15 protein-coding genes are annotated in these 20,026 nt (G+C 69.8%); 7 read left to right on the top strand and 8 right to left on the bottom strand.

All coding sequences use genetic code 11. The features are described 5' to 3' along the window. Positions 1-77 precede the first annotated feature (77 nt). Positions 78-1,016 carry a molybdopterin-dependent oxidoreductase gene (locus AB0G47_RS08160; protein ID WP_360765460.1) on the top strand — a complete coding sequence of 313 codons (939 nt, stop codon included), beginning with the start codon at positions 78-80 and terminating at the stop codon, positions 1,014-1,016. Positions 1,017-1,138: 122 nt separating this feature from the next. On the opposite strand, the gene AB0G47_RS08155 is transcribed toward AB0G47_RS08160, so the two are convergent. Beyond that, positions 1,139-4,462: a S8 family serine peptidase gene (locus AB0G47_RS08155; protein WP_360765457.1), complete on the bottom strand. Its 3,324-nt coding sequence runs from the start codon at positions 4,460-4,462 to the stop codon at positions 1,139-1,141. Positions 4,463-4,687: 225 nt separating this feature from the next. Beyond that, positions 4,688-5,254 (bottom strand): CGNR zinc finger domain-containing protein, encoded by a 567-nt coding sequence (locus AB0G47_RS08150; protein WP_360765455.1) that lies wholly within the window; start codon positions 5,252-5,254, stop codon positions 4,688-4,690. Positions 5,255-5,384: 130 nt separating this feature from the next. Between AB0G47_RS08150 and AB0G47_RS08145 the strand changes: the two genes are divergently transcribed. From AB0G47_RS08145 to AB0G47_RS08125, 5 genes are all read left to right on the top strand, one after another. Further along, entirely contained in the window at positions 5,385-5,849 is a 465-nt protein-coding gene (locus AB0G47_RS08145; protein ID WP_360765452.1) for a VOC family protein, read from the top strand. Positions 5,850-5,919: 70 nt separating this feature from the next. After that, a complete protein-coding gene (locus AB0G47_RS08140) occupies positions 5,920-6,813 on the top strand; it encodes a pyridoxamine 5'-phosphate oxidase family protein (protein ID WP_360765450.1) in 894 nt (297 codons plus the stop codon). 55 nt (positions 6,814-6,868) lie between these two features. Beyond that, positions 6,869-7,318: an NUDIX hydrolase gene (locus AB0G47_RS08135; RefSeq protein ID WP_360765447.1), complete on the top strand. Its 450-nt coding sequence runs from the start codon at positions 6,869-6,871 to the stop codon at positions 7,316-7,318. Between the two features lie 255 nt (positions 7,319-7,573). Then, on the top strand, positions 7,574-9,364 hold the full coding sequence (locus tag AB0G47_RS08130; protein ID WP_360765445.1) for a TIGR03767 family metallophosphoesterase: 1,791 nt from the start codon (positions 7,574-7,576) through the stop codon (positions 9,362-9,364). Positions 9,365-9,436: 72 nt separating this feature from the next. Beyond that, the gene (locus tag AB0G47_RS08125; protein ID WP_360765442.1) at positions 9,437-10,612 is read left to right on the top strand and encodes a serine hydrolase domain-containing protein; all 1,176 of its coding nucleotides are present in this window, start codon (positions 9,437-9,439) and stop codon (positions 10,610-10,612) included. A gap of 107 nt (positions 10,613-10,719) precedes the next feature. Here the strand turns inward: AB0G47_RS08125 and AB0G47_RS08120 are convergent, their stop codons facing one another. Both AB0G47_RS08120 and pepN read right to left on the bottom strand, forming a co-directional pair. Continuing rightward, complete coding sequence (locus AB0G47_RS08120) at positions 10,720-11,775, bottom strand: hypothetical protein (RefSeq protein WP_360765439.1); 1,056 nt, start codon at positions 11,773-11,775, stop codon at positions 10,720-10,722. Between the two features lie 349 nt (positions 11,776-12,124). Beyond that, on the bottom strand, positions 12,125-14,707 hold the full coding sequence (pepN, locus tag AB0G47_RS08115; protein WP_360765437.1) for an aminopeptidase N: 2,583 nt from the start codon (positions 14,705-14,707) through the stop codon (positions 12,125-12,127). A 177-nt stretch (positions 14,708-14,884) separates the two neighbouring features. Here pepN and AB0G47_RS08110 point away from each other — a divergent pair, with 177 nt between their 5' ends. Next, positions 14,885-15,532 (top strand): DsbA family protein, encoded by a 648-nt coding sequence (locus AB0G47_RS08110; RefSeq protein WP_360765434.1) that lies wholly within the window; start codon positions 14,885-14,887, stop codon positions 15,530-15,532. A gap of 6 nt (positions 15,533-15,538) precedes the next feature. Here AB0G47_RS08110 and AB0G47_RS08105 read toward each other — a convergent pair whose 3' ends face one another. From AB0G47_RS08105 to AB0G47_RS08090, 4 genes are all read right to left on the bottom strand, one after another. Continuing rightward, entirely contained in the window at positions 15,539-15,745 is a 207-nt protein-coding gene (locus AB0G47_RS08105; RefSeq protein ID WP_266866933.1) for a hypothetical protein, read from the bottom strand. 132 nt (positions 15,746-15,877) lie between these two features. After that, positions 15,878-16,528 carry a superoxide dismutase gene (locus AB0G47_RS08100; protein WP_360765431.1) on the bottom strand — a complete coding sequence of 217 codons (651 nt, stop codon included), beginning with the start codon at positions 16,526-16,528 and terminating at the stop codon, positions 15,878-15,880. A 194-nt stretch (positions 16,529-16,722) separates the two neighbouring features. Continuing rightward, complete coding sequence (locus tag AB0G47_RS08095; RefSeq protein WP_360765428.1) at positions 16,723-18,162, bottom strand: amino acid permease; 1,440 nt, start codon at positions 18,160-18,162, stop codon at positions 16,723-16,725. 146 nt (positions 18,163-18,308) lie between these two features. Continuing rightward, positions 18,309-19,625 (bottom strand): amino acid permease, encoded by a 1,317-nt coding sequence (locus AB0G47_RS08090; RefSeq protein ID WP_360765426.1) that lies wholly within the window; start codon positions 19,623-19,625, stop codon positions 18,309-18,311. Positions 19,626-20,026 lie beyond the last annotated feature (401 nt).

The following is a 20,026-nucleotide window of genomic DNA, read 5'->3' as shown; positions in this document are numbered from 1 at the left end:
CTGCTGTCGGAAACTGCTGGCACGACCTCCGCGCGTAAGGACCGAATGGCCCCTATGGTTGCTACATGATGAGCCAAGTGCCCCTGCCTGAGCCCGACTTCACCCCGCTGGACGATGTCTTCGTCAGAAAGCACCTGGGCGTGCCGGACATCGACGTCGCCGACTGGGCCCTGACCGTGGAGGGCCTTGTCGAGCGTCCCCTGCGCCTTGACATGGCCGCCGTGCTTGCGCTCGGGGCCGAGCGGCTCCCCGCCTTCCACGAGTGCTTCGGGAGTCCCTTCGCGCCGGACGTGCCGACGCGGGCGGTGGCGCAGGTGGAGTGGGCGGGGGTGCCGCTGGCCGTGTTGCTCGACCGGGCGGTGCCTCGCGCGGCGGCCCGGCACGTCTGGTTCGAGGGCGCGGACACGGGGTCCTTCCACGGGGAGGACGGCCTGACGTACATGAAGGACCTGCCCCTGGACGTGGCCCGCCGTGACGTCTTCCTCGCCCACCGGATGAACGGCGAGCCGCTGCGTGCCGAGCACGGATATCCGCTGAGGGCGGTGGTGCCCCGGATGTTCGGCACGAACTCGGTGAAGTGGCTGACCCGGATCGTGCTGGCCGACCGCAGGGCGGACAACATGTTCACCACGCGGTTCTACAACCGTGTCCTGCCGGGTGACACGGAGGCGACCCCGGTGCGTGAAGTGGACGTCAGCAGCAAGCTGTTCGCGCCACGGGACGGCGCGCGCGTCGCGGCCGGCGGCGTCGATCTTTCGGGGCGGGCCTGGAGCACGACGGAGATCGTGGCGGTCGGCATCTCGGTCGACGGTGGCCCCTGGGAGTCCGCGGCGGTGGACGCGCCGGGCGCCGGGCCCACCTGGCAACGCTTCGCCCTGGTCCGGGAGTTGACGCCGGGCGCGCACCGCATCCGCTGCCGTGCGACGGACCGGGCGGGCCGGGTGCAGCCGTTGGAAGGGGCGCGCAACGCGGTGCACGAGGTGACGGTCGAGGTGGCCGGGGGTGCTCCCGGGTAGCCGGCGGAGCAAGACGCCGGCCGGGCTGGAGCAATCCAGCCCGGCCGGAATCGGGGAATGGCGGCCTCAAAGAGAGGCCCCCAGGAGAGGCCTCAAAAAGGAGAGGCCTCAAGGAAAGGCCGCTACGGGGTGACCTTCTCGATCGACACGCTGCCGTTGCCGGCGACCGTGCCGCCCGCGTTCAGGAGCGACACCTCGCCGAACAGCGCACGGCCGTCCGCGGCCGGGGCCTTCGCCACGACCTCGGCCTTGACGTCGGCCGAAGCGCCGTTGGCCAGCTTCACCGGCGCCGACTCGTCGACCGTGACCGCGCCGAGCGCCGCCGAGAAGAACACGTCCAGGTAGTCGTACTCGGTGCTCCCGGCGGGAATCGAGTATCCGTCGACCTCGATCTCGTACGTACCGGCCGCGGGCTTCGGCAGGCTGACCGACTCCTCGGAGTCGCCGTCCGCCGACGAACCGACGACCTTGCCGTCCTTCAGGACCGAGAGGTCGAGGTCGGCCGCCACGTCGGACGTCGAGCCGATCGCGACGTCGAGCCGCTCGGCGCCCTCCGGCACGACCACGGTCGTGGTCTGCGTCTCGCCCTGCTTGATCGAGGGCCGCGCGGCCTTCGACGACCCCAGCGGGCCGCCCTTCAGCTTGCCGTCGACCGCGGCGAAGTTGTTCGTGACCTTCCAGGAGACCGGCGCCGGCGTGCCGACCTTGGCCTCCGGGACCTTCTGCACGGCGGGGTCGAAGGCGACGCCCAGTGCGGCGACGTCCAGCTTGTACGGGTTGTCGAGCAGCGGCGACGTCCGGCGCGACTCGATCTCGATCTCCCAGACGCCCGGCTGCGGGTCCGCGTACGAACGCAGGTCGGGACGGCAGGTGTTGGCCGGGTTCTCGTAGTTCGGGTAGCAGACGAGCGACGAGGTCGAGTCGACCGGGACGCCGTACGGGTGCACCGCGATGAACCGCGTCTGGCTCTTGCCCTTCAAGCCGCCGAGGGCCACCTCGAGGGACTTGGCGCCCTTGGGCACCGTCACGAAGTACGACTTGGTGCTGTTGCGCTGCACCGAGTCGGACGCCGAGAAGGTGTACGACGGCTTGGCGAGCGGCGCCGAGACGAGAGCCGTCGACATGATCTGCTGGTCGACGCCCTTGGTGCGCTCGTCGTCCACGGTGAGGACCGCGCTGTGCAGCCCGGCGGACCCGGCCTTCGCCTGGACCTTGACCGTCACCGGCTTGTTCAGCGGCAGCGAGATCTCGTCGTTGCCGAGCAGCCGGAACGTACCGCCGTGGTTGTTCTCGAAGTCCAGCTCGTGGCGCACGGCGCGGTCCGGACCCGACGTCCGCGTGATGGTGACCTCGTACGTCCGCTTCTGGCCGACCTTCAGGCCGCCCTCACGGTCGTAGATGCCCGTGCCGGGCTTCTTCAGCTCCTGCTCCAGGGCGGTGTCGACCGGCGCCTTCACCGTGTAACCGTGCGCGCTCGCACCGGACTTGATGGCATCCCAGGCGCCCACGATGTCGATCAGGCCGGTGCCCTGCGCGTACGCCTGCTCGCCGCGGATGCGGTCCGCGGTCGACGTGAGCGCGGTGCGCAGCTTGGCCGGGGGCAGCGCGATGTTCTTCTGCTTGGCGGCGGAGAGGAGCAGCGCGGATGCGCCCGCCGCCTGCGGGGACGCCATCGACGTACCCTGCAACATCGAGTAGCCGGCGGGGAGTTTGTAGCCAGCCTCGGCGACAGGGGCGCCCGGCAGCCAGGTCTGCGTGGTGTTGATGGCCGAGCCCGGCGCGGAGATGATCGGCGCGAAGCCGCCGTCCTCACGCGGGCCGCGCGAGGAGAAGTTCATCATCGCGTACGGCTTCCGCACGACGGAGCCGTAGTTGGCGGCCCAGGTGTCCTTGGAGATGGACGCGCCGACGGAGATGACCTTGTCGGCGAGGCTCGGGTCGCCGATGGTGTTGGCGCCGGGGCCCGAGTTACCGGCCGAGATCACCAGCTGCACGCCGTACTCGTCGATGAGCCGCTTGTAGAGCTCGGCGCGCGCGTTGTTGCCGTCGTTGAGGGCCGGGAGGCCGCCGATCGACATGTTGACGATGTCGACGCCGCGCTTCGTCACGAGGTCGATCATGCCCTCGGTGAGCGCGACGTTGGTGCAGCCGCCGGTCCAGGTGCAGGCGCGGGACGAGACCAGCTTGGCGCCGGGCGCGGCGCCGTTCATCTTGCCGCCGAACAGGCCGTTGGCCGCGGTGATGCCCGCGACGTGCGTGCCGTGCTCGGACTCGATGAGGCCGATGTTGACGAAGTCGGCCTTCTTGCCGACCCAGTCGCCGCCGTACGGGTCGGTCGGCACGTCCTTGCGGATCTCGACGACGAACGGGACGCGCTCGACGACGTCGGTCGCCGGGTCGTCCTTGCCGAAGTAGGCGACCTGGTGGCCGTCCTTGTACGGCTTCATCGAGTCGTCGTCGGTGAAGTCCTTGTTGTCGTTCAGGTCGACGTGCACCGTCCCGGCTGCCGGGTCGTAGAGCACGCCCCAGGTGTCGGTGGTGTCGCCGTCGCGGTTCAGGTCGCCCTTGGCGTCGCCGCCGGTGGTGGCCTTCTCGCTGAACCGGCTGATCTGGAACGAGCCCGCCGGGGACTTCCAAGTCTGGCCGTCCCAGGTGAAGACGGGCCCTGTGACGGGGTTGGTCATCCGCCGCCAGGTCGCGTCGGCGTCCACGATCGGGTCGGTCGCGGTCACCCAGTCGGTGATCTTCCGCTCGCCCGTGGTGGTCTTCTGCAGCGCGGGGTGACCCAGGTCGATGCCGGAGTCGAGGATGCCGATGGTGGTGCCGCGGCCGTCCGCCTTCGGGTTCTTCTTCACGAAGTCGACGGCGCCGGTCTCGAAGGAGGGGTTGTACGGGTTCTTCGCCGGGGTGTTCTTGTCCGGCCCGGCGTACATCCCCTGCGCCGCCACGTCCGCGCCCTTGGCGTGGTCGGCGGCGGGCGTCGGATCGTCAAGCTCGATCTCGTGCCGCAGATCGATGCCGTGCACGGAGGACAGCTTCCCGGCGGCCTCGATCGCGGCGTCGGCCTTCGCGGTGGGCACGGAGGCGCGGACGTAGCCGAGCTTGTCGTCGGTGCGGCCGACGGAGCCGCCCTTGACGGCGTCGAGCTGGCCGGCGACCTTCTCGGTGGCGCCGGGCGCGGTGGCGACCATCATCGTGACGGTCTTCTCACCGTCCGCCTTGGCCTCCGCGAGCAGGTCGGCGTCGGCCGAACCGAGCTTGCCGGCGGCGTCCTTGGGGGCGGGGGCGGCAGGGGCGCCGGGGTCGTCGTCGGCCGCGAAGGCCATGGGTATGGGCCCGGCGGCGGAGAGCGCGGCGGTCAGACCGACGGCTATCGCGAGACGGGCCGCCCGTCTTGGACGTCTCGCCTGCGATATGGGTGTGGAGGGTGTGGCTTCGGGGGTCATCAGCATCCCTGTACGTAAGGTCGAAAGGGTCCGGAATTCGGTACCGGATGACCGCTTAGCTTCACGTAAGTGACTGCTGTTTGGGGAGAGTTGTCCGGGGCGGATCGAGGCATGGCGTAATCCCGCCATGTGCCACCGGCGGCATAGCGGACTATTCGCCCCCCGGGGCTACGGGCGCCGCCCTGTCACCGCCTCCGGCGAGTTCGTCCTCAATCGCCGGACGGGCTAAATCTCGTCCCCCTGGCCCTCGCGGGACTTGGCGTAATGGCGCGACGCCTTCGCCCTGTTGCCGCAGATTGCCATCGAGCACCACCGCCGGGTCCCGTTCCGCGACGTATCGAAGAAGTGCAGGACGCACGCCTCGTGGGCGCATCGCCGGATCCGGTCGGGTGCCGTGGCGAGCAGCTCCAGGTAGTTCCGCGCCGCAAGCCACGCCGCGCCCCATGTCGGATCCTTGAACTCGGGCTCCTCGCCCGGCCCTTGCTCGCTCAGCGTCGCCCGGATGCGCCCGTGCCCGAGGATCTTGTTCACGCGGGCGACCCCCGCGGGCTCGCCCGGCGCGTCCACCACCGAGGCGATCGCGTCGCGGGCCAGCAGGACATGCTCCAGCGTCCGCCCGTCCGCCTCGAAGCGGTCCGCGATGCCGTTGGCGGCGAGCCAGACGCCGAGGCCCTCGACATCGGTCAGCAGATCCTGGCGTACGCCGTCCAGCATCCACCGGGTGTTGAGCAGGTCGAGGGAGAGCGGCTCGCCGAGGAGAGGGCGAGGATCGCGAGCGGCATCGGCGGACATGGTGGCTCCCTTCGCGGCTAACCAGTAAAGAGTACGTGACCGGTTGACGCTCGCCATGTCTAACCTCTAACCTGAATGTGAACGGTTAGCCCGCGTCAGGCGGGCCGCCGCCGCTGACAAGGGGAGAGTCATGACCGCGACCAGCACGCCGAGCGCACTCCGCACCGGCCACATCGGCCTGAACGTCACCGATCTGGACCGTTCGCTCGCCTTCTACCGGGACGTCATCGGCTACGGCGTGATCGGCGAGGGCAAGGAGGAGGGCCGCAGGTTCGCCTTCCTGGGGGAGGGCACACGCCCCGTCCTCACGCTCTGGCAGCAGGCCGACACCGCGTACGCCGCCGGAAACGCCGGCCTGCACCACCTGGCGATCGAGGTCGACACCATCGAGCAGGTCCGCACGTACGAAAGCGCCCTGCGCGCATACGGTGTGGAGTTCGCCTACGACGGCGTCGTCCCGCACGGCGAGGGCGCCGCGTCCGGCGGCATCTTCTTCCACGACCCGGACGGCACCCGTCTGGAGATCTACTCCCCGGCCGGCGCCGAGGCGGCCACCGCACCCGTGGAGTCGGCACCCACCTGCGGCTTCTTCTAGGCCCGTAGCCCCGTAGCCCCGTAGACCCGTAGGCCGTAAGCCCGCAATCCCGGAAGGACGCGATGAACCCATGGCCTCGCACGCACCCCAAGGGCCCTACCACCACGGCTCCCGCACCGTCCAAGAACGCGTCGGCGTACGCGACCTCGCCGATCACGTGGGCCGCTCCATAGGCCAGGGCATCCGCCCGGTGGCCGCCGCCTTCCTCGAACTCCAGCCCATGCTGGTGCTCGGCGGCGCGGACACCGAGGGCGCCGTCTGGGCCTCGCTGCTCACCGGCGCCCCTGGGTTCGTGCGGGCCACGGGGCCGCAGCAGATATCGGTCCGGGGAGGCGTGCACGCCGGAGATCCGCTTGCCCGGAGCCTCGCCCGCGAAGGCACTCCTGTGGGCACCATCGCCCTTGACCCCCGCACCCGGCGCCGTATGCGCCTCAACGGCAGGGCGCGGCCCACCCCGCGCGGCCTGGCGATCGAGGCCGAGCAGGTCTTCTCGAACTGCCCCAAGTATCTGCAGAAGCGGGACCTCCTGGAGGGGAAGGCGCCGGGCCGCCCCGCCTCGCCCCGCCACGGAGTGAAACTCACCGGCGACCAGCGCGCGTTCATCGCCGCCGCCGACACCTTCTTCCTCGCCACCGTCCACGAGCACGGCGCCGACGCCAGCCACCGGGGCGGCGACCCGGGATTCGTCGAGGTGCCGTCCCCCTACGAACTGGTCTGGCGGGACTACCCGGGCAACTCGATGTTCCTGACCCTCGGCAACCTCGCCGCCGACCCCCGCGCCGGGCTCCTCTTCCTCGACTGGGCGACCGGCACCACCCTCCAGCTCTCCGGCACGGCCCGCACGGAGTACGCGGCGGACGGTTCCCGCACGGTCCGCTTCACCGTCGAAAGGACCGCGGAAACCCTGGGAGCGAGCCCCTATGCGTGGTCGCCGCCCGAATACTCACCGGCGAACCCGCGATAGGACGATCGTAGAAGGAAGGGCCGTATAGGGGCCCTATTAGGTCTAGCGTCAGCCTGTGCACAAAGAGCTCCGGGTGGCGGCCTACGCCGTATGCGTACGCGACGGGCAGGTGTTGCTGGCCCGCTGGGTGGCGGGAGACGGCAGCAAACGCTGGACGCTGCCCGGCGGCGGCATGGACCACGGGGAGGATCCGTACGACACGGTGATCCGCGAGGCGGACGAGGAGACGGGCTACGTCATAGAGCCGCTCACGCTGCTCGGCATGGACTCCCTGCGCCGCCGCTACCCCCGCAGGCTCGGCGCCGTCGCCGACTTCCACGGCCTGCGCATCATCTACGAGGCCGGGATCACCGGCGGCGAGCTGCGCCACGAGACCGGCGGCTCGACCGACCTCGCGGCATGGCACCCGCTGGACGCCGTCCCCGACCTCGACCGGGTCGCGCTCGTCGACATCGGCCTCGGCCTCTGGCGGGAGCGTCCCGCCGACGGCCACCTGGCGACCTGAGGCTCCAGTTCCCCTTCCCTTCCCCGAAAGGTGAACATGGAGTGACCGCCTCCTCTCCGGCCGGAGAGGGGTTGATGGCCGCGCAGGGTGCCCGATGATCCACGTACGGTGATCGGCGCTGCCCGTTGCGGTCTCGTTAACGTGCAGGTCATCCCGGATGCCAACGATCCAGTACGAGCGGGAAGTTCGGTCGGTGCAGTACGCCGGACTCCCCGCGACCACTGCCGACGCGTTCGCAATCGGGGAGACCGCGCCATGCCGCGCATACGCTCTGTCGCCACCGCCGCCAAGACCGCTACCCACTCCGTCGCCTCCGCCGCATCGGCAGTGGACCGCCGGGCCTTCCTCGCGGCCACCGGAGCGGTCTCCCTCTCCGCGGGCATCGGCTACGCCCTCCGGCCGGGCAGCAGCCATGCCGCCGCGGGCGGCCCCGCCCCCGTCGCGCTCTCCCGGCCCGCGCCCGCGGCGCCCCTGATGCCGTACCGGGGCGGCACCACCCTGGCCACTGTCGCCGCCCCGCGCGGCGGCTCCGGATACCGGCGGCTGGGTGACGGGCCCGCCTGGGAGCGGGTGGTCCGCGGTGACCTGGCCGCCGCCAAGCCGGGGCGCGAGGGGCGGCGTACCGCGCTCGCCGCGTTCGTCCAGTTCACCGACCTGCATCTGGTCGACGTACAGCATCCGCTTCGGTACGAGTATCTGCGCGCCCAGACCGCGAGCGCCTGGCGCCCGCAGGAGGCCCTGTCGGTGGCGGGTGCGGTCGCGCTCGTCGAGCAGGTGAACGCGCTGCGCGGCGCTCCCGCCACCGGATCGCCGCTGCACTGCGTGGTGACGACCGGCGACAACACCGACAACAACTCCCGCTCCGAACTCGACTGGTTCCTCAAGGCGATGAGCGGCGGCCGCATCACCCCCAACACCGGTGACCCGCGCCGCTACGAAGGCGTGCAGGACAGCGGGCTCAAGCTCTACTGGCATCCGGACGGCGACCTCCGCGACGCCGACACGGCCCTGGGCTTCCCGCGGGTCGACGGCTTCCTCGACGCCGCCCTCCGCGAGGTCAACAGCCCCGGCCTCGGGCTCCCTTGGTACTCGACCGTCGGCAACCACGACGCGCTGCCCGGCGGCTGCTGGGGCCCCGGAGACTCGTACTTCACCGAATTCGCCGTCGGCGGGCGGAAGTTGATGTCCCTGGACGAGTCGCGCGGCGCCGCCCTGTGGAAGGCCGTCAAGAAGGGGCGCGACCCCAAGGGCGCCCACTTCAAGGAGCTCCTGAAGAGCGAGTCACGGCGGATGCGCTCGGTCACCCCGGACGAGAGCCGGGCGCCCTTCACCCCCGCCGAGTACGTCCATGCGCACCTGGACCCGGCGTACAAGGGCCACGGCCCGGTCGGCCACGGCTACACGCAGGAGAACCTCGACGCGGGCACCCAGTACTACTCGTTCCGCATCAGCGACGACGTACTCGGCATCAGCCTGGACACGACGGACCCCGCAGGCCACTACGAAGGCTCCATCGGCACCGCCCAACTGAAGTGGCTGGAGCGGGAGTTGAAGGCCATCGAAAAGAAGGACGGCGGCGGCTCCCACGTCGTCGTCTTCAGCCACCACACCAGCAAGACCATGCGGAACCTCCGCCAGGACCCGCACCGCCCGCGCGAGGCCCGGCACGGCGGTGACGAGATCGTCGCCCTGCTCGGCCGCCACCGCTCCGTCCTCGCCTGGGTCAACGGCCACAGCCACAAGAACGACATCACCGCGCACCAGACCCCGCAGGGCTCCTTCTGGGAGGTCTCCACGGCCTCGCACATCGACTTCCCGCAGCTGGCCCGTGTCGTGGAGCTGACCGACAACCACGACGGCACCATCTCCCTGTTCACCACCCTGATCGAGTCGTCGGCCCCGCACCGCACGGACTACGCCGACCTCTCGCAGACCGGCCTCGCCGCGCTCTACCGCGAGCTCTCCTTCAACGCCCCGGGCGCGAAGCCCACGCTGGGCGGCGAGCCGGGCGACCGGAACACGGAGCTGATCCTCGGGAAGGGCTAAATCCGGCTCAACCCGCGCGGTTCTGTCAACCTTCGCGCCCGCGCCGCGAGTCCCCTGGGTCGACCACGTTCGATGACGAAGGGACAGCGGATGTCGATGCGTACGGGGATCACGGGGGTGGCGGCGGTCGTGGCCGCGACACTGGCGGCGGGTGCGTTCGCGGCGCCCGCGCTCGCCTCGGCGCCCGGGCACGGGCACGGGGACCGGCACCGGGCGACCCAGAAGGCGATGGAGGCCGCCGTCAACGAGGACGCCCCCGGTGTGACCGTCCAGGCCAGGGACCGGCGCGGGGCCTGGAACTCCTCCGCCGGCGTCGGGAACCTCCACGACCAGAGCCCGCGCGGGGCCCACGACCACTACCGCGTCGGCAGCATCACCAAGACCTTCGTCGCCACCGTGCTGCTCCAGCTGGAGGCCGAGGGGGAGCTCGACCTGGACGACAAGGTCGGGCGGTGGCTGCCGGGCGTCGTCGAGGGCAACGGCCACGACGGCGACAGGATCACGGTGCGCCGGCTCCTCAACCACACCAGCGGCGTCTTCGACGTGTCGTCGGACGAAGGCTTCCAGGAGAAGGTGTTCACGGAGAAGTTCCTCGATCACCGCTATGACACCTGGACCCCCGAAGAGGAGGTCGCCATCGCCATGCGCCACAAGCCGGACTTCAAGCCCGGCAAGGGCTGGAAGTACTCCAACACCAACTACGTCCTGGCCGGAATGATCATCGAGAAGGTGACGGGCGCGCCGTACGCGGACGAGATCCGACGGCGGATCATCGAACCGCTCGGCCTGCACCACACCACCGTGCCCGGCACGGACGCGTCGATGCCGGAGCCCAGTTCACGCGCGTACACAAAGCTGTCCGACGCCCCGGACGCCAAGAACCACGACGTGACGGAGTTCAACCCGTCCGTGGCGGGCGCGGCGGGCTCGATGATCTCCGACTCGGCCGACCTGAACCGCTTCTACACCGCACTCCTGCGCGGCAAGCTGCTGCCGAAGAAGCAGCTCGCCGAGATGAAGACGACCGTCCCGAGGGGCGAGGACCGGCCCGCCAGCCGGTACGGACTCGGCCTGGAGAGCCTCAAGATGTCCTGCGGCAAGGTCGTCTGGGGCCACGGCGGCGACATCCACGGCTCGTCGTCGATGGCGGGTGTGACGGCGGGCGGCGGCCATGCGCTGGCGCTGAACTTCAACGGGCCCGCGGGGGACGGCCCTTCGATCATGGAGGCGGAGTTCTGCGGCAAGTAGACCCGTAACGCCGTAGCGCTGTCGTGCGTACGTGAAAGGGGGCGGGTCCCGCCGTCCGGGTCCCGCCCCCCTTTCGCTCCCCTCCTATCGGACAGCGCCGCCCCGCGTCACCTGGGCAGCACCACCACATACGCCGCGGGGTCACGGTCGGTCGCGGCCATCAGCGCGGTCCGTACGACGGTCGCCTGCTGTTCGAGCGAATCCCGCAGCTTCTTGGGCGTCAGATGGACGACGGTGATGCCGAGCCGCTCCAAGTGCTCGCGCTTACGGGCGTACTCGGACCACAGGGCGTCGTCCTCCTGACGGAAGCCGTGGCGCGGCGCCCGGGTGTCGAGCTCGACCGCGACGGCCAGATCGGGCCAGTACGCGTCGACGCCCCCCAGATGCGGGCCGCCGGGCAATCGCAGATCGACGTTCCACAGCGGATCGGGAAGACCGTGCTCGGCGACCATCTGGTAGAGCCTGTCCTCGGCGATCGCCCGCCCCTCGGCGATCAGCGAGTCGACGGCGTTCACCACATGGGGGCGGGCGAGCAGCCGCGCCTGGTTCAGCTCCCGCACGATGGCCGCCGGTTCGCAGTGCCCGCCGCGCACCGCCTCGGTGAGCAGCCTGCGCACCGCGGCGGCCTCGGAGAGCCCCGCCACCGCGTCGGCGAGCGCGCGCGGCACCGGCGCCACCGGAACTCCCGTGATCTGTACGGCGGTCGGCAGCGCCGGGGTTCGCACCAGGCGCGCGAATCCGGTGGACCGCAGCCGCCGGGTGCGGGGCACCAGGATGTCGATGCGGTCGAGCGAGAGCAGCGGGGGAGCGGACGAGAAGCGGTGCAGGGCGAGCGCCGCGAGGCCGGTGATCAGCGCGTCGGCGTACGGGGCGTGGGCCTCGCCCGGGCCGGGCTGCGCGGGCACGGTCTTCGCCGCCTTGGCCGGCGGCCGGCCCGCGTACAACAGGGCGCCGTGCAGCCGCTCTTCAGGGGTCGGTGGCCCCGGGTGCAGCAGGCACACCCCCGGGAGCAGCTGCTGCCAGGGCCCTTCCGGGCGGCAGTGGGCGGCCGTGTCGGCGGCGGAGATGCCGTGGGCGCGCAGCTGGGCGGTGCTCATGACGCGGCGCTGGACGTCGGCGAGGCGCTGCTGGGGGCGGGGGGAGAGCGGGGTGTTGTGGTTCATGACCGGGCTATCCCCGCCCCCACTCGCCCCCCTAACCGCTGTTACACGCCCGTCGACATAACCGGACAACCCCGCACTAAAGTTCAGACGTTCGACTGCCGAAAAGGCCCGTTTGCACGCGGTACGTTCCACGGGCCGTCGCTTGATTCGCCTGCCTGCGTCGCGGACAGACGTTCCGCACCCCGAATCCCAACGCCCCACTCGCCCCCACTGTGGCCAGGCGTTCCACGCGGCGGGGCCCCACCCCACCCCGCCCCCCCGTTGTGGGCAGGCGTTCCGCACGGCGGAACGGGTGGGCACAACGCCACGCTGCCGAGCACCGATGAACGAGGCGCCCACCCAAGTCGACCTACGAAGCGGCGGCGGCAGCCGAATCGCAAGCCTGCGCCCGCAGGGACCGTGCGAGGTCATCCCGAGCCTCGACGACAAGCCGCCGCAGCGCAGGAGCGGAACCCGCATGCGCCGCGAGCCACGCGTCCGCCGCGTCCACCGTCCCCTGATGGTCCTGCAGATGAGGGAACAGCCCCTTGACGACGTCCATCCCGATCTGGATGGACCGCTCCTCCCACACCCGCTCGATCGCAGCGAAGTACTTCTCCGCGTACGGCGCGGTCAACTCCCTCTGGGAGGCCTGGGAGAACCCCGCGATGGTCGCCCCGACCAGCGCGTTGGACAGCGCGTCGGACTCCACCACGGCGGCCCACGCCTGCGCCTTGACCGCCGCGGAAGGCCGCGAGGCCAGGCACCGCACCTGATGCCGCTTGCCCGAAGCCGTGTCGTCCCGCGCCAGCTCCGCCCCGAGGATCTTCTCGTCGGCGACCCCGTGCGCGGCCAGCGGGCCGAGGAAGGCCCACCGCAGCTCCTGGTCGACATCGAGCCCGTCGATCTTCGCCGTGCCGTCCAGAAGCCCCTGCAGCAACTGCAGATCGGCGTCCGAAGAGGCCACCGCCGCGAAGAACCGCGCCCACGTCAACTGGTGCTGGCTGCCCGGCGCCGCGAGCCGCAGCTCCCGCAGCGCACCCTCGGCGAGCGCACGTCCGCCCTCCTCGCGCCACGCGGGCGCCGCGTAGTGCGTGAGCGCGGAGTCCGCCCACGCGTGCAGCATCTGCAGCACCCCGATGTCGCTCTCGCGCCCCGCGAACCGCAGCACGAGCCCGATGAAGTCCCGCGCGGGCATGAGCCCGTCCCGCGTCAGGCTCCACAGCGCCGACCAGCACAGGGCACGGGCCAGGGGATCGGTGATGTCGCCGAGGTGCTCCCGCAGCGTGACGAGAGAGTTCTCGTCGAAGCGGATCTTGCAGTACGTCAGGTCGTCGTCGTTGACCAGGACCAGCTCGGGAGCCTCCTCGCCGGCCAGCTCGGTGACGACCGTGCGCGGCCCGTCGACGTCAAGTTCCGCGCGTGCGTACCGCGTCAGCTCGCCCTCGACGGTGCGGCGGTACAGGCCCACCGCCACGCGGTGCGGCCGCAGTTCGGGGTGGGACTCGGGCGCCTCCTGGACAATGGAGAGCTCCGTGATCCGGCCCTCCGCGTTCAGAATCACCTGCGGGGTCAGGGAGTTGACCCCTGCCGTCTGCAGCCAGGACCGCGACCAGGACGCCATGTCGCGCCCGGACGTCTCCTCCAGGACCGAAAGGAGGTCGCCGAGGCGGGTGTTGCCGTACGCGTGCCGCTTGAAGTAGCGCCGCGCGCCTTCGAGGAACGCGTCACGCCCGACGTACGCCACCAGCTGCTTCAGTACCGAAGCGCCCTTCGCGTACGTGATCCCGTCGAAGTTGAGCTTGGCGGCCTGCAGGTCGTGGATGTCGGCCGTGACCGGGTGGGTTGAGGGGAGCTGATCCGCGCGGTACGCCCACGCCTTGCGGTTGTTGGCGAAGGTGATCCAGCCGTTGGTGAAGCGGGTCGCCTCGACCATGGAGAAGGAACCCATGAAGTCGGCGAAGGACTCCTTGAGCCACAGGTCGTCCCACCAGCGCATGGTGACGAGGTCGCCGAACCACATGTGCGCCATCTCGTGCAGGATCACATTGGCCCGGCGCTCGTAGGACGCCTGGGTCACCTTGCCGCGGAAGATGAACTCCTCGCGGAAGGTCACACAGCCCGGGTTCTCCATCGCGCCCAGGTTGTACTCCGGCACGAAGGCCTGGTCGTACTTCCCGAACGGGTAGGGGTAGTCGAAGTTGTCGTGGAAGAAGTCGAGGCCCTGCTTCGTGACCAGGAAGACGTCGTCGGCGTCGAAGTGCTTGGCGAGGCCCTTGCGGCAGAGCGCGCCGAGCGGGATCTCCAGGGTCGTGCCGTCGTCGAAGGTGCGGCTGTAGGAGTCCGTCACGTAGTGGTACGGGCCGGCGACCACGGCCGTGATGTACGTCGAGATCGGCTTGGTCTCGGCGAACTTCCATACGCCGTCGGCCAGTTCACCGGTGCCGTTGGACCACGCCGTCCAGCCCTCCGGGGCCTGCACCTCGAACCGGAAGGGCGCCTTCAGGTCGGGCTGCTCGAAGTTGGAGAAGACCCGGCGCGAGTCGGCGGGCTCGTACTGCGTATAGAGATAGACCTCGCCGTCCTCCGGGTCGACGAAGCGGTGCATGCCCTCGCCGGTGCGGCTGTAGGCGCACTGGGCGTCCACCACCAGCTCGTTCTCCGCGGCCAGGTCCTCCAGGGTGATCCGCGAGCCGTCGAAGACCTCGGAGGGGTCGAGGTCCTTGCCGTTGAGGGAAACGGCCGTGACGCTCGGGGCGATCAGATCGGCGAAGCTCGTGGCACCGGGCTCCGCCGAGCGGAAGCGGATCGTGGTGACGGAGCGGAAGGTGCGCGGCTCCTGGTCGCTCTCGCCGATCGCGGAGCGCAGGTCGAGAAAGACCTCGTACCCGTCGACGGACAACAGCGCGGCCCTTTCCTGGGCCTCGTCGCGGGACAGATTCTCACCGGGCACGGGCGGCACTCCCTTGTGACTCGCATGTCTGAAGCCGTGGATCGCACGACTCGTACGCAGGTCTCGTACGAACGTCACGATCCTCGCATGTGTGGTCGGCGCCCGGTATCCGGGAATGCCCTGGTGCGTCACCGACGTTTCCCCCGCCAGATGCGAACGGATTCCTTAGGGAGAGACATGTCCGAGAACGGCACCAAGACCCCCGTCGACTTCTGGTTCGACCCGTTGTGCCCCTGGGCCTGGATGACGTCCCGTTGGGTCCTCGAGGTCGAGAAGGTCCGCGACATCGAGGTCCGCTGGCACGTGATGAGCCTCGCCGTCCTGAACGAGGACAAGCTCGACGAGATCCCGGAGGAGTACGCCGAGAACATGCGCCCCGGCGGCAAGTCCTGGGGCCCGGTCCGCGTCGCGATCGCCGCGCAGCAGCTGCACGGCGACGAGGTGCTCGGGAAGCTGTACACCGCGCTCGGCACGCGCATTCACAACAAGGGCCAGGGCGTGACCGACGAGAGCATCGCCGGAGCCCTCGCCGACGCGGGCCTGCCGGCCGACCTCATCGCGTACGCCAAGAAGGACACGTACGACACCGAACTGCGCGCCTCCCACAAGGAGGGCATAGACAAGGTCGGCCAGGACGTGGGCACCCCGGTCATCGCCGTCCCCGGCGCGGACGGCGAACAGATCGCCTTCTTCGGCCCCGTGGTGACCCCCGCCCCCAAGGGCGAGGAGGCGGCCAAGCTCTGGGACGGCACGCTCATGGTGGCCTCGGTCCCCGGCTTCTACGAGATCAAGCGGACGCGGACGCAGGGTCCGATCTTCGACTGAGCCCCGCTATTTGAGCTTGCGGGGCAGATAGAAGGGCGACTTGTCGAAGGCTGTACGCAGGGTTCCGCAGCCTGGCGCGTCGCAGGCCCAGTAGTCGCCGGTGTACTTCAGGCCGGAGTCGTCCTTGAGCTGCTGCTGCTCGCCTTTGCTCAGCGGGTGGTGCGGCTCGTCCCGCTTGCAGGTGCTGCAGTACATCTTCCGTGGTGTCGGCATGTCGACACGGTCCACCGGAACCCCGGATACCGACAGGCCCCCGTGAGTCACGTCCTCACGGGGGCCTGTCCTTCTTCCGCCCGCCCGCGCGAAGGTTGAGAAGACGATCACGAGGCGGGGCGTTTCAGGGCGTTACGGGGCCAGCAGCAGGCTGTTCACGCGCTGCTTGGCGGCCTCGTAGCGCTTCGCCACGTCCTGCCAGTTGACGACCTGCCACATGGCCTCGATGAAGTCGACCTTCTGGTTCTTGTACTGCAGGTAGAAGGCGTGCTCCCAGGCGTCGAAGACCAGGATCGGCGTCGAGCCCTGGCCGACGTTGCCCTGGTGGTCGTAGACCTGCTCGACGATGAGGCGGTTGCTGAGCGGCTCGTAGGCGAGCACGCCCCAGCCCGAACCCTGCGTCGTCGCCGAGGCCTTGGTCAGCTGGGCCTTGAACTTGGCGAAGGAGCCGAAGGACTCGGCGATCGCGTCCGCGAGGTCGCCGACGCCGTCCACGGCCAGCGGCTCGCCGCCGCCACCGTCCTTCGGGCCGTTCATGTTGTGCCAGTAAATGCTGTGCAGGATGTGGCCGGAGAGGTGGAAGGCCAGGTTCTTCTCCAGGCCGTTGATGGCGCCCCACGTCTCCTTGTCGCGCGCCTCCTCCAGTTGCTCGAGGGTGTCGTTCGCGCCCTTCACGTACGCCGCGTGGTGCTTGTCGTGGTGCAGCTCGATGATCTGCGGGTTGATGACCGGTTCGAGCGCCGCGTAGTCGTACGGAAGTTCAGGAAGCGTGTAAATGGCCATGGTCCGAGCCCTCCGACTGCTGCTCTGCTGTGCTCTGCTGTGGTGCAAGGCTTATTGCAATCAATGTGCAAGTGCAGGCTAGCAGCAGGAGTGGGGCGGAGTTGAGTCGGAGTCGATCAGTCCTTCGTCCTAGGTCCGAACACGCCAGAGGGCCCCGAGCCGAAAGACTCGGGGCCCTCTGGAAGAGGTGAGGGTTACTCGGCGGCCGACAGCGCCGCCCGCTTCTCCGCCGCCTTCTGCCGCGCGAACCCGATCGCCGCGAGCACCAGCGTCAGCGCGCCCGTGGCCAGGAGCTGCTTGCGGGTGTCCGGCTGCTCCGTCATCAGGTAGAAGATGTACGCCATCGCGGCCAGGGCGACCCAGGTCAGGAACGGGTAGGCCCACATCTTCACGACCAGCTTCTCCGGCTCGTCGCGCTCCGTCCTGCGGCGCAGGATCAGCTGCGAAGCGGCGATGAAGATCCAGACGACCAGGATCATCGCGCCGATCATGTTGAGCAGCCAGGGGAAGACGTCGTCCGGGCGCCAGTAGCTGAGCAGGACGCAGACGAAGCCGAAGACCGAGGATGCGAGGACCGCGAGGCGCGGGACGCCGCTGTGGACACGGCCGAGCACCTTGGGGCCCTGGCCGCGCCGGATCAGCGAGTACGACATGCGCGAGGCGCCGTAGATGTTGGCGTTCATCGCGGAGAGCAGGGCGATCAGGACGATGACGTTCATGATCTGGCCGGCGCCGGGGATGCCCAGGTGGTCGAGCGTGGCGACGTACGGGCCCTTCGTCGCGACCTCCTTGTTGTCCCACGGCAGCAGCGTGACGACGACCATCATCGAGCCGACGTAGAAGAGGGCGATGCGCCACATCGCGGTGCGCACGGCCTTGGCGACGGACTGGACAGGGTTCTCGGACTCCGCTGCCGCGATCGTGACGGTCTCCAGACCGCCGTACGCGAAGACGGATGCGAGGAGGCCGATGATCAGGCCGTCCGTGCCGTTCGGCATGAACCCGCCCTCACCGGTGAGGTTCGCGGTGCCGGGGGCGGGTGCGTCCGAGCCGGGCAGGATGCCGAGGATCGCCAGGACGCCGATGCCGAGGAAGAGCGCGATCGCGCCGACCTTCAGGGCGGCGAACCAGAACTCGAACTCGCCGAAGTTCTTCACGGCCGTCAGGTTGGCGCCGCAGAACACCAGCATGAAGAGCGCGACCCAGGCCCACTCGGGGCTGTCGGGGAACCAGCCCACCATGATCTTCGCGGCGCCGATGCCTTCGAGGCCGACGGCGACGCAGAGCAGGAACCAGAAGCCCCAGCCGGCGGTGAAGCCCGCCCAGGGTCCGATCGCGCGCTCGGCGTGGACCGAGAAGGAACCGGAGGCCGGGTTCGCGGCCGACATCTCGCCGAGCATGCGCATCACGAGCATGACCAGCGCGCCGGATATCGCATAGGCGAGCACGATCGACGGCCCGGCCGCGGCGATACCGGCTCCGGAGCCCACGAAGAGGCCGGCGCCGATGACGCCACCGAGGGCGATCATCGAGAGATGCCGCTGCTTGAGGCCGTGGACCAGCGGCGAATCGACCTTGGGGGCCTCGGGGGCCGCGTCGGTTGCTGCGTCCTTGGAGGTGGACGTCCGAGACATGGGCGAGCCCTGTTCAGTAGCTGAGACGGGGGAGCGAGCGGCCCACAGTCTGAAGTCCGGTACCGCTGACAGGGAACACCTGACCGCTATACGGACACGACGCTCACACGTTGTGAAGGTATGGCCACGAAATGTTCACATCCACTTTACGTGCGACTCATGCGTGCCTCGCGCCACTCCCGCAGCCCGGCCACCGCAAGGACGAGCCCCGTCGCGCCCGCCGACCACAGCAGCTGCGGCCGCGCCCCGTCGTCCGTCAGCATCAGCCCGAGCACGGCGGCCATCGCCGCGAGCGCCGCCCACGTCAGATAGGGGAAGGCCCACATGCGCAGCACGAGCCGCTCCGGCGCCTCGCGCTCGATGCGCCGCCGAAGCCGCAGCTGCGACACCGCGATCAGCGCCCACACGAAGAGCAGCACCGCGCCGACCGAGTTGAGCATGTAGAGGAAGACCGAGTCCGGCCACTCCAGATTGAGTACGACGGATACGAAGCCGAAGGCGACGGACGCGAGCACCGCACGCCGCGGGACGCCGCCGCCCGACACCTTCAACAGCGCCTTCGGAGCCTCGCCCCGCTCGGCGAGCGAGAAGATCATCCGGGACGAGCCGTAGAGGTTGGCGTTGAGCGCCGAGAGCAGCGCCACGAACACCACGATGTTCATGATCGTGCCCGCGGACGGCACCCCGATCGAGTCGAGGACCGTCACATACGGACTGACGCCCGCCTTTTCCGCCGTCCAGGGCAGCACCGTCACGATGACCAGCATCGAACCGACGTAGAAGAAGAGGATGCGGTAGACGGCGCTGCGCACGGCGCGGGCGACGGAGCGCACCGGGTCGTCGGACTCGGCGGCCGCGATCGTCACGACCTCGAGCCCGCCGAAGGCGAAGACGACGGCGAGCACGCCGGAGACCACGCCGTCCCAGCCGTTGGGCAGAAACCCGCCGTGCCCGGTGAGGTTGGTGAGGCCGACGGGATCGGTGTCGGGCAGCACCCCGAAGACCGCGAGCAGCCCGAGCACCAGGAAGGCGACGATCGCGAAGACCTTCAGGGCGGCGAACCAGAACTCGAACTCGCCGAAGTTCTTCACGGCGGCGAGGTTGGCGCCCGTGAACACCAGCATGAAGAAGAGGACCCAGGCCCACTGCGGTACGCCCGGCGCCCAGCTGTTGGCGATCTGCGCGGCCCCGGTCGCCTCCACGGCGAGCACGACGACGAGCAGGAACCAGTAGAGCCACCCGACGCTGAACCCCGCCCAGCGCCCGAGGGCACGCTCGGCGTGCACGGAGAAGGACCCCGACGCGGGCATCGCGGCCGACATCTCACCGAGCATCCGCATCACACACATCGCGAGCGCCCCCGCGATCAGATACGAGACGACGATCCCGGGCCCGGCAACGGCAATCCCGGCCCCGGACCCGACGAAAAGCCCGGCCCCGATGACCCCACCGAGCCCAAGCATGGCGAGATGCCGTTGCTTAAGTCCCCCGCCCAGCGGCTCGGATTCCAAGTCGGTCGCCCTGGTTGTGGGCAGGCGTTCCGCACGGCGGAACGGGTGGGCACAACCCCCACTGCCGGGTGCCGACTGATCGGGGGGTGCGTCGTGCATGGTGCTAAGCGCTGCTCTCGGGCTCACAAAGAAATTGGCGGGAACCTACAGTCTCCCTGGGCGGCATCCCCGTACGCAAAACGGGCCCCTGGCACCACCCACCGAGGTGACAAGCATCACGCCCCCCGCAGGGGTACACCCCGCACTTTGTGCAGAGCCCACCACCGGGGCACCCGGCACCTTGTCGCCCACCGCCGGTGATCCGACGCCCCCGCCTGGGATAGCGTCGCGGGGTCCCACCTCCCCGTCCCAGA

The sequence above is a fragment of the Streptomyces sp. NPDC021622 genome (genome assembly GCF_040640795.1).
Lineage (GTDB): Bacteria > Actinomycetota > Actinomycetes > Streptomycetales > Streptomycetaceae > Streptomyces.
Note: the sequence above shows the minus strand (reverse complement) of the source record. Positions and strands in the feature narration are given on the sequence as shown.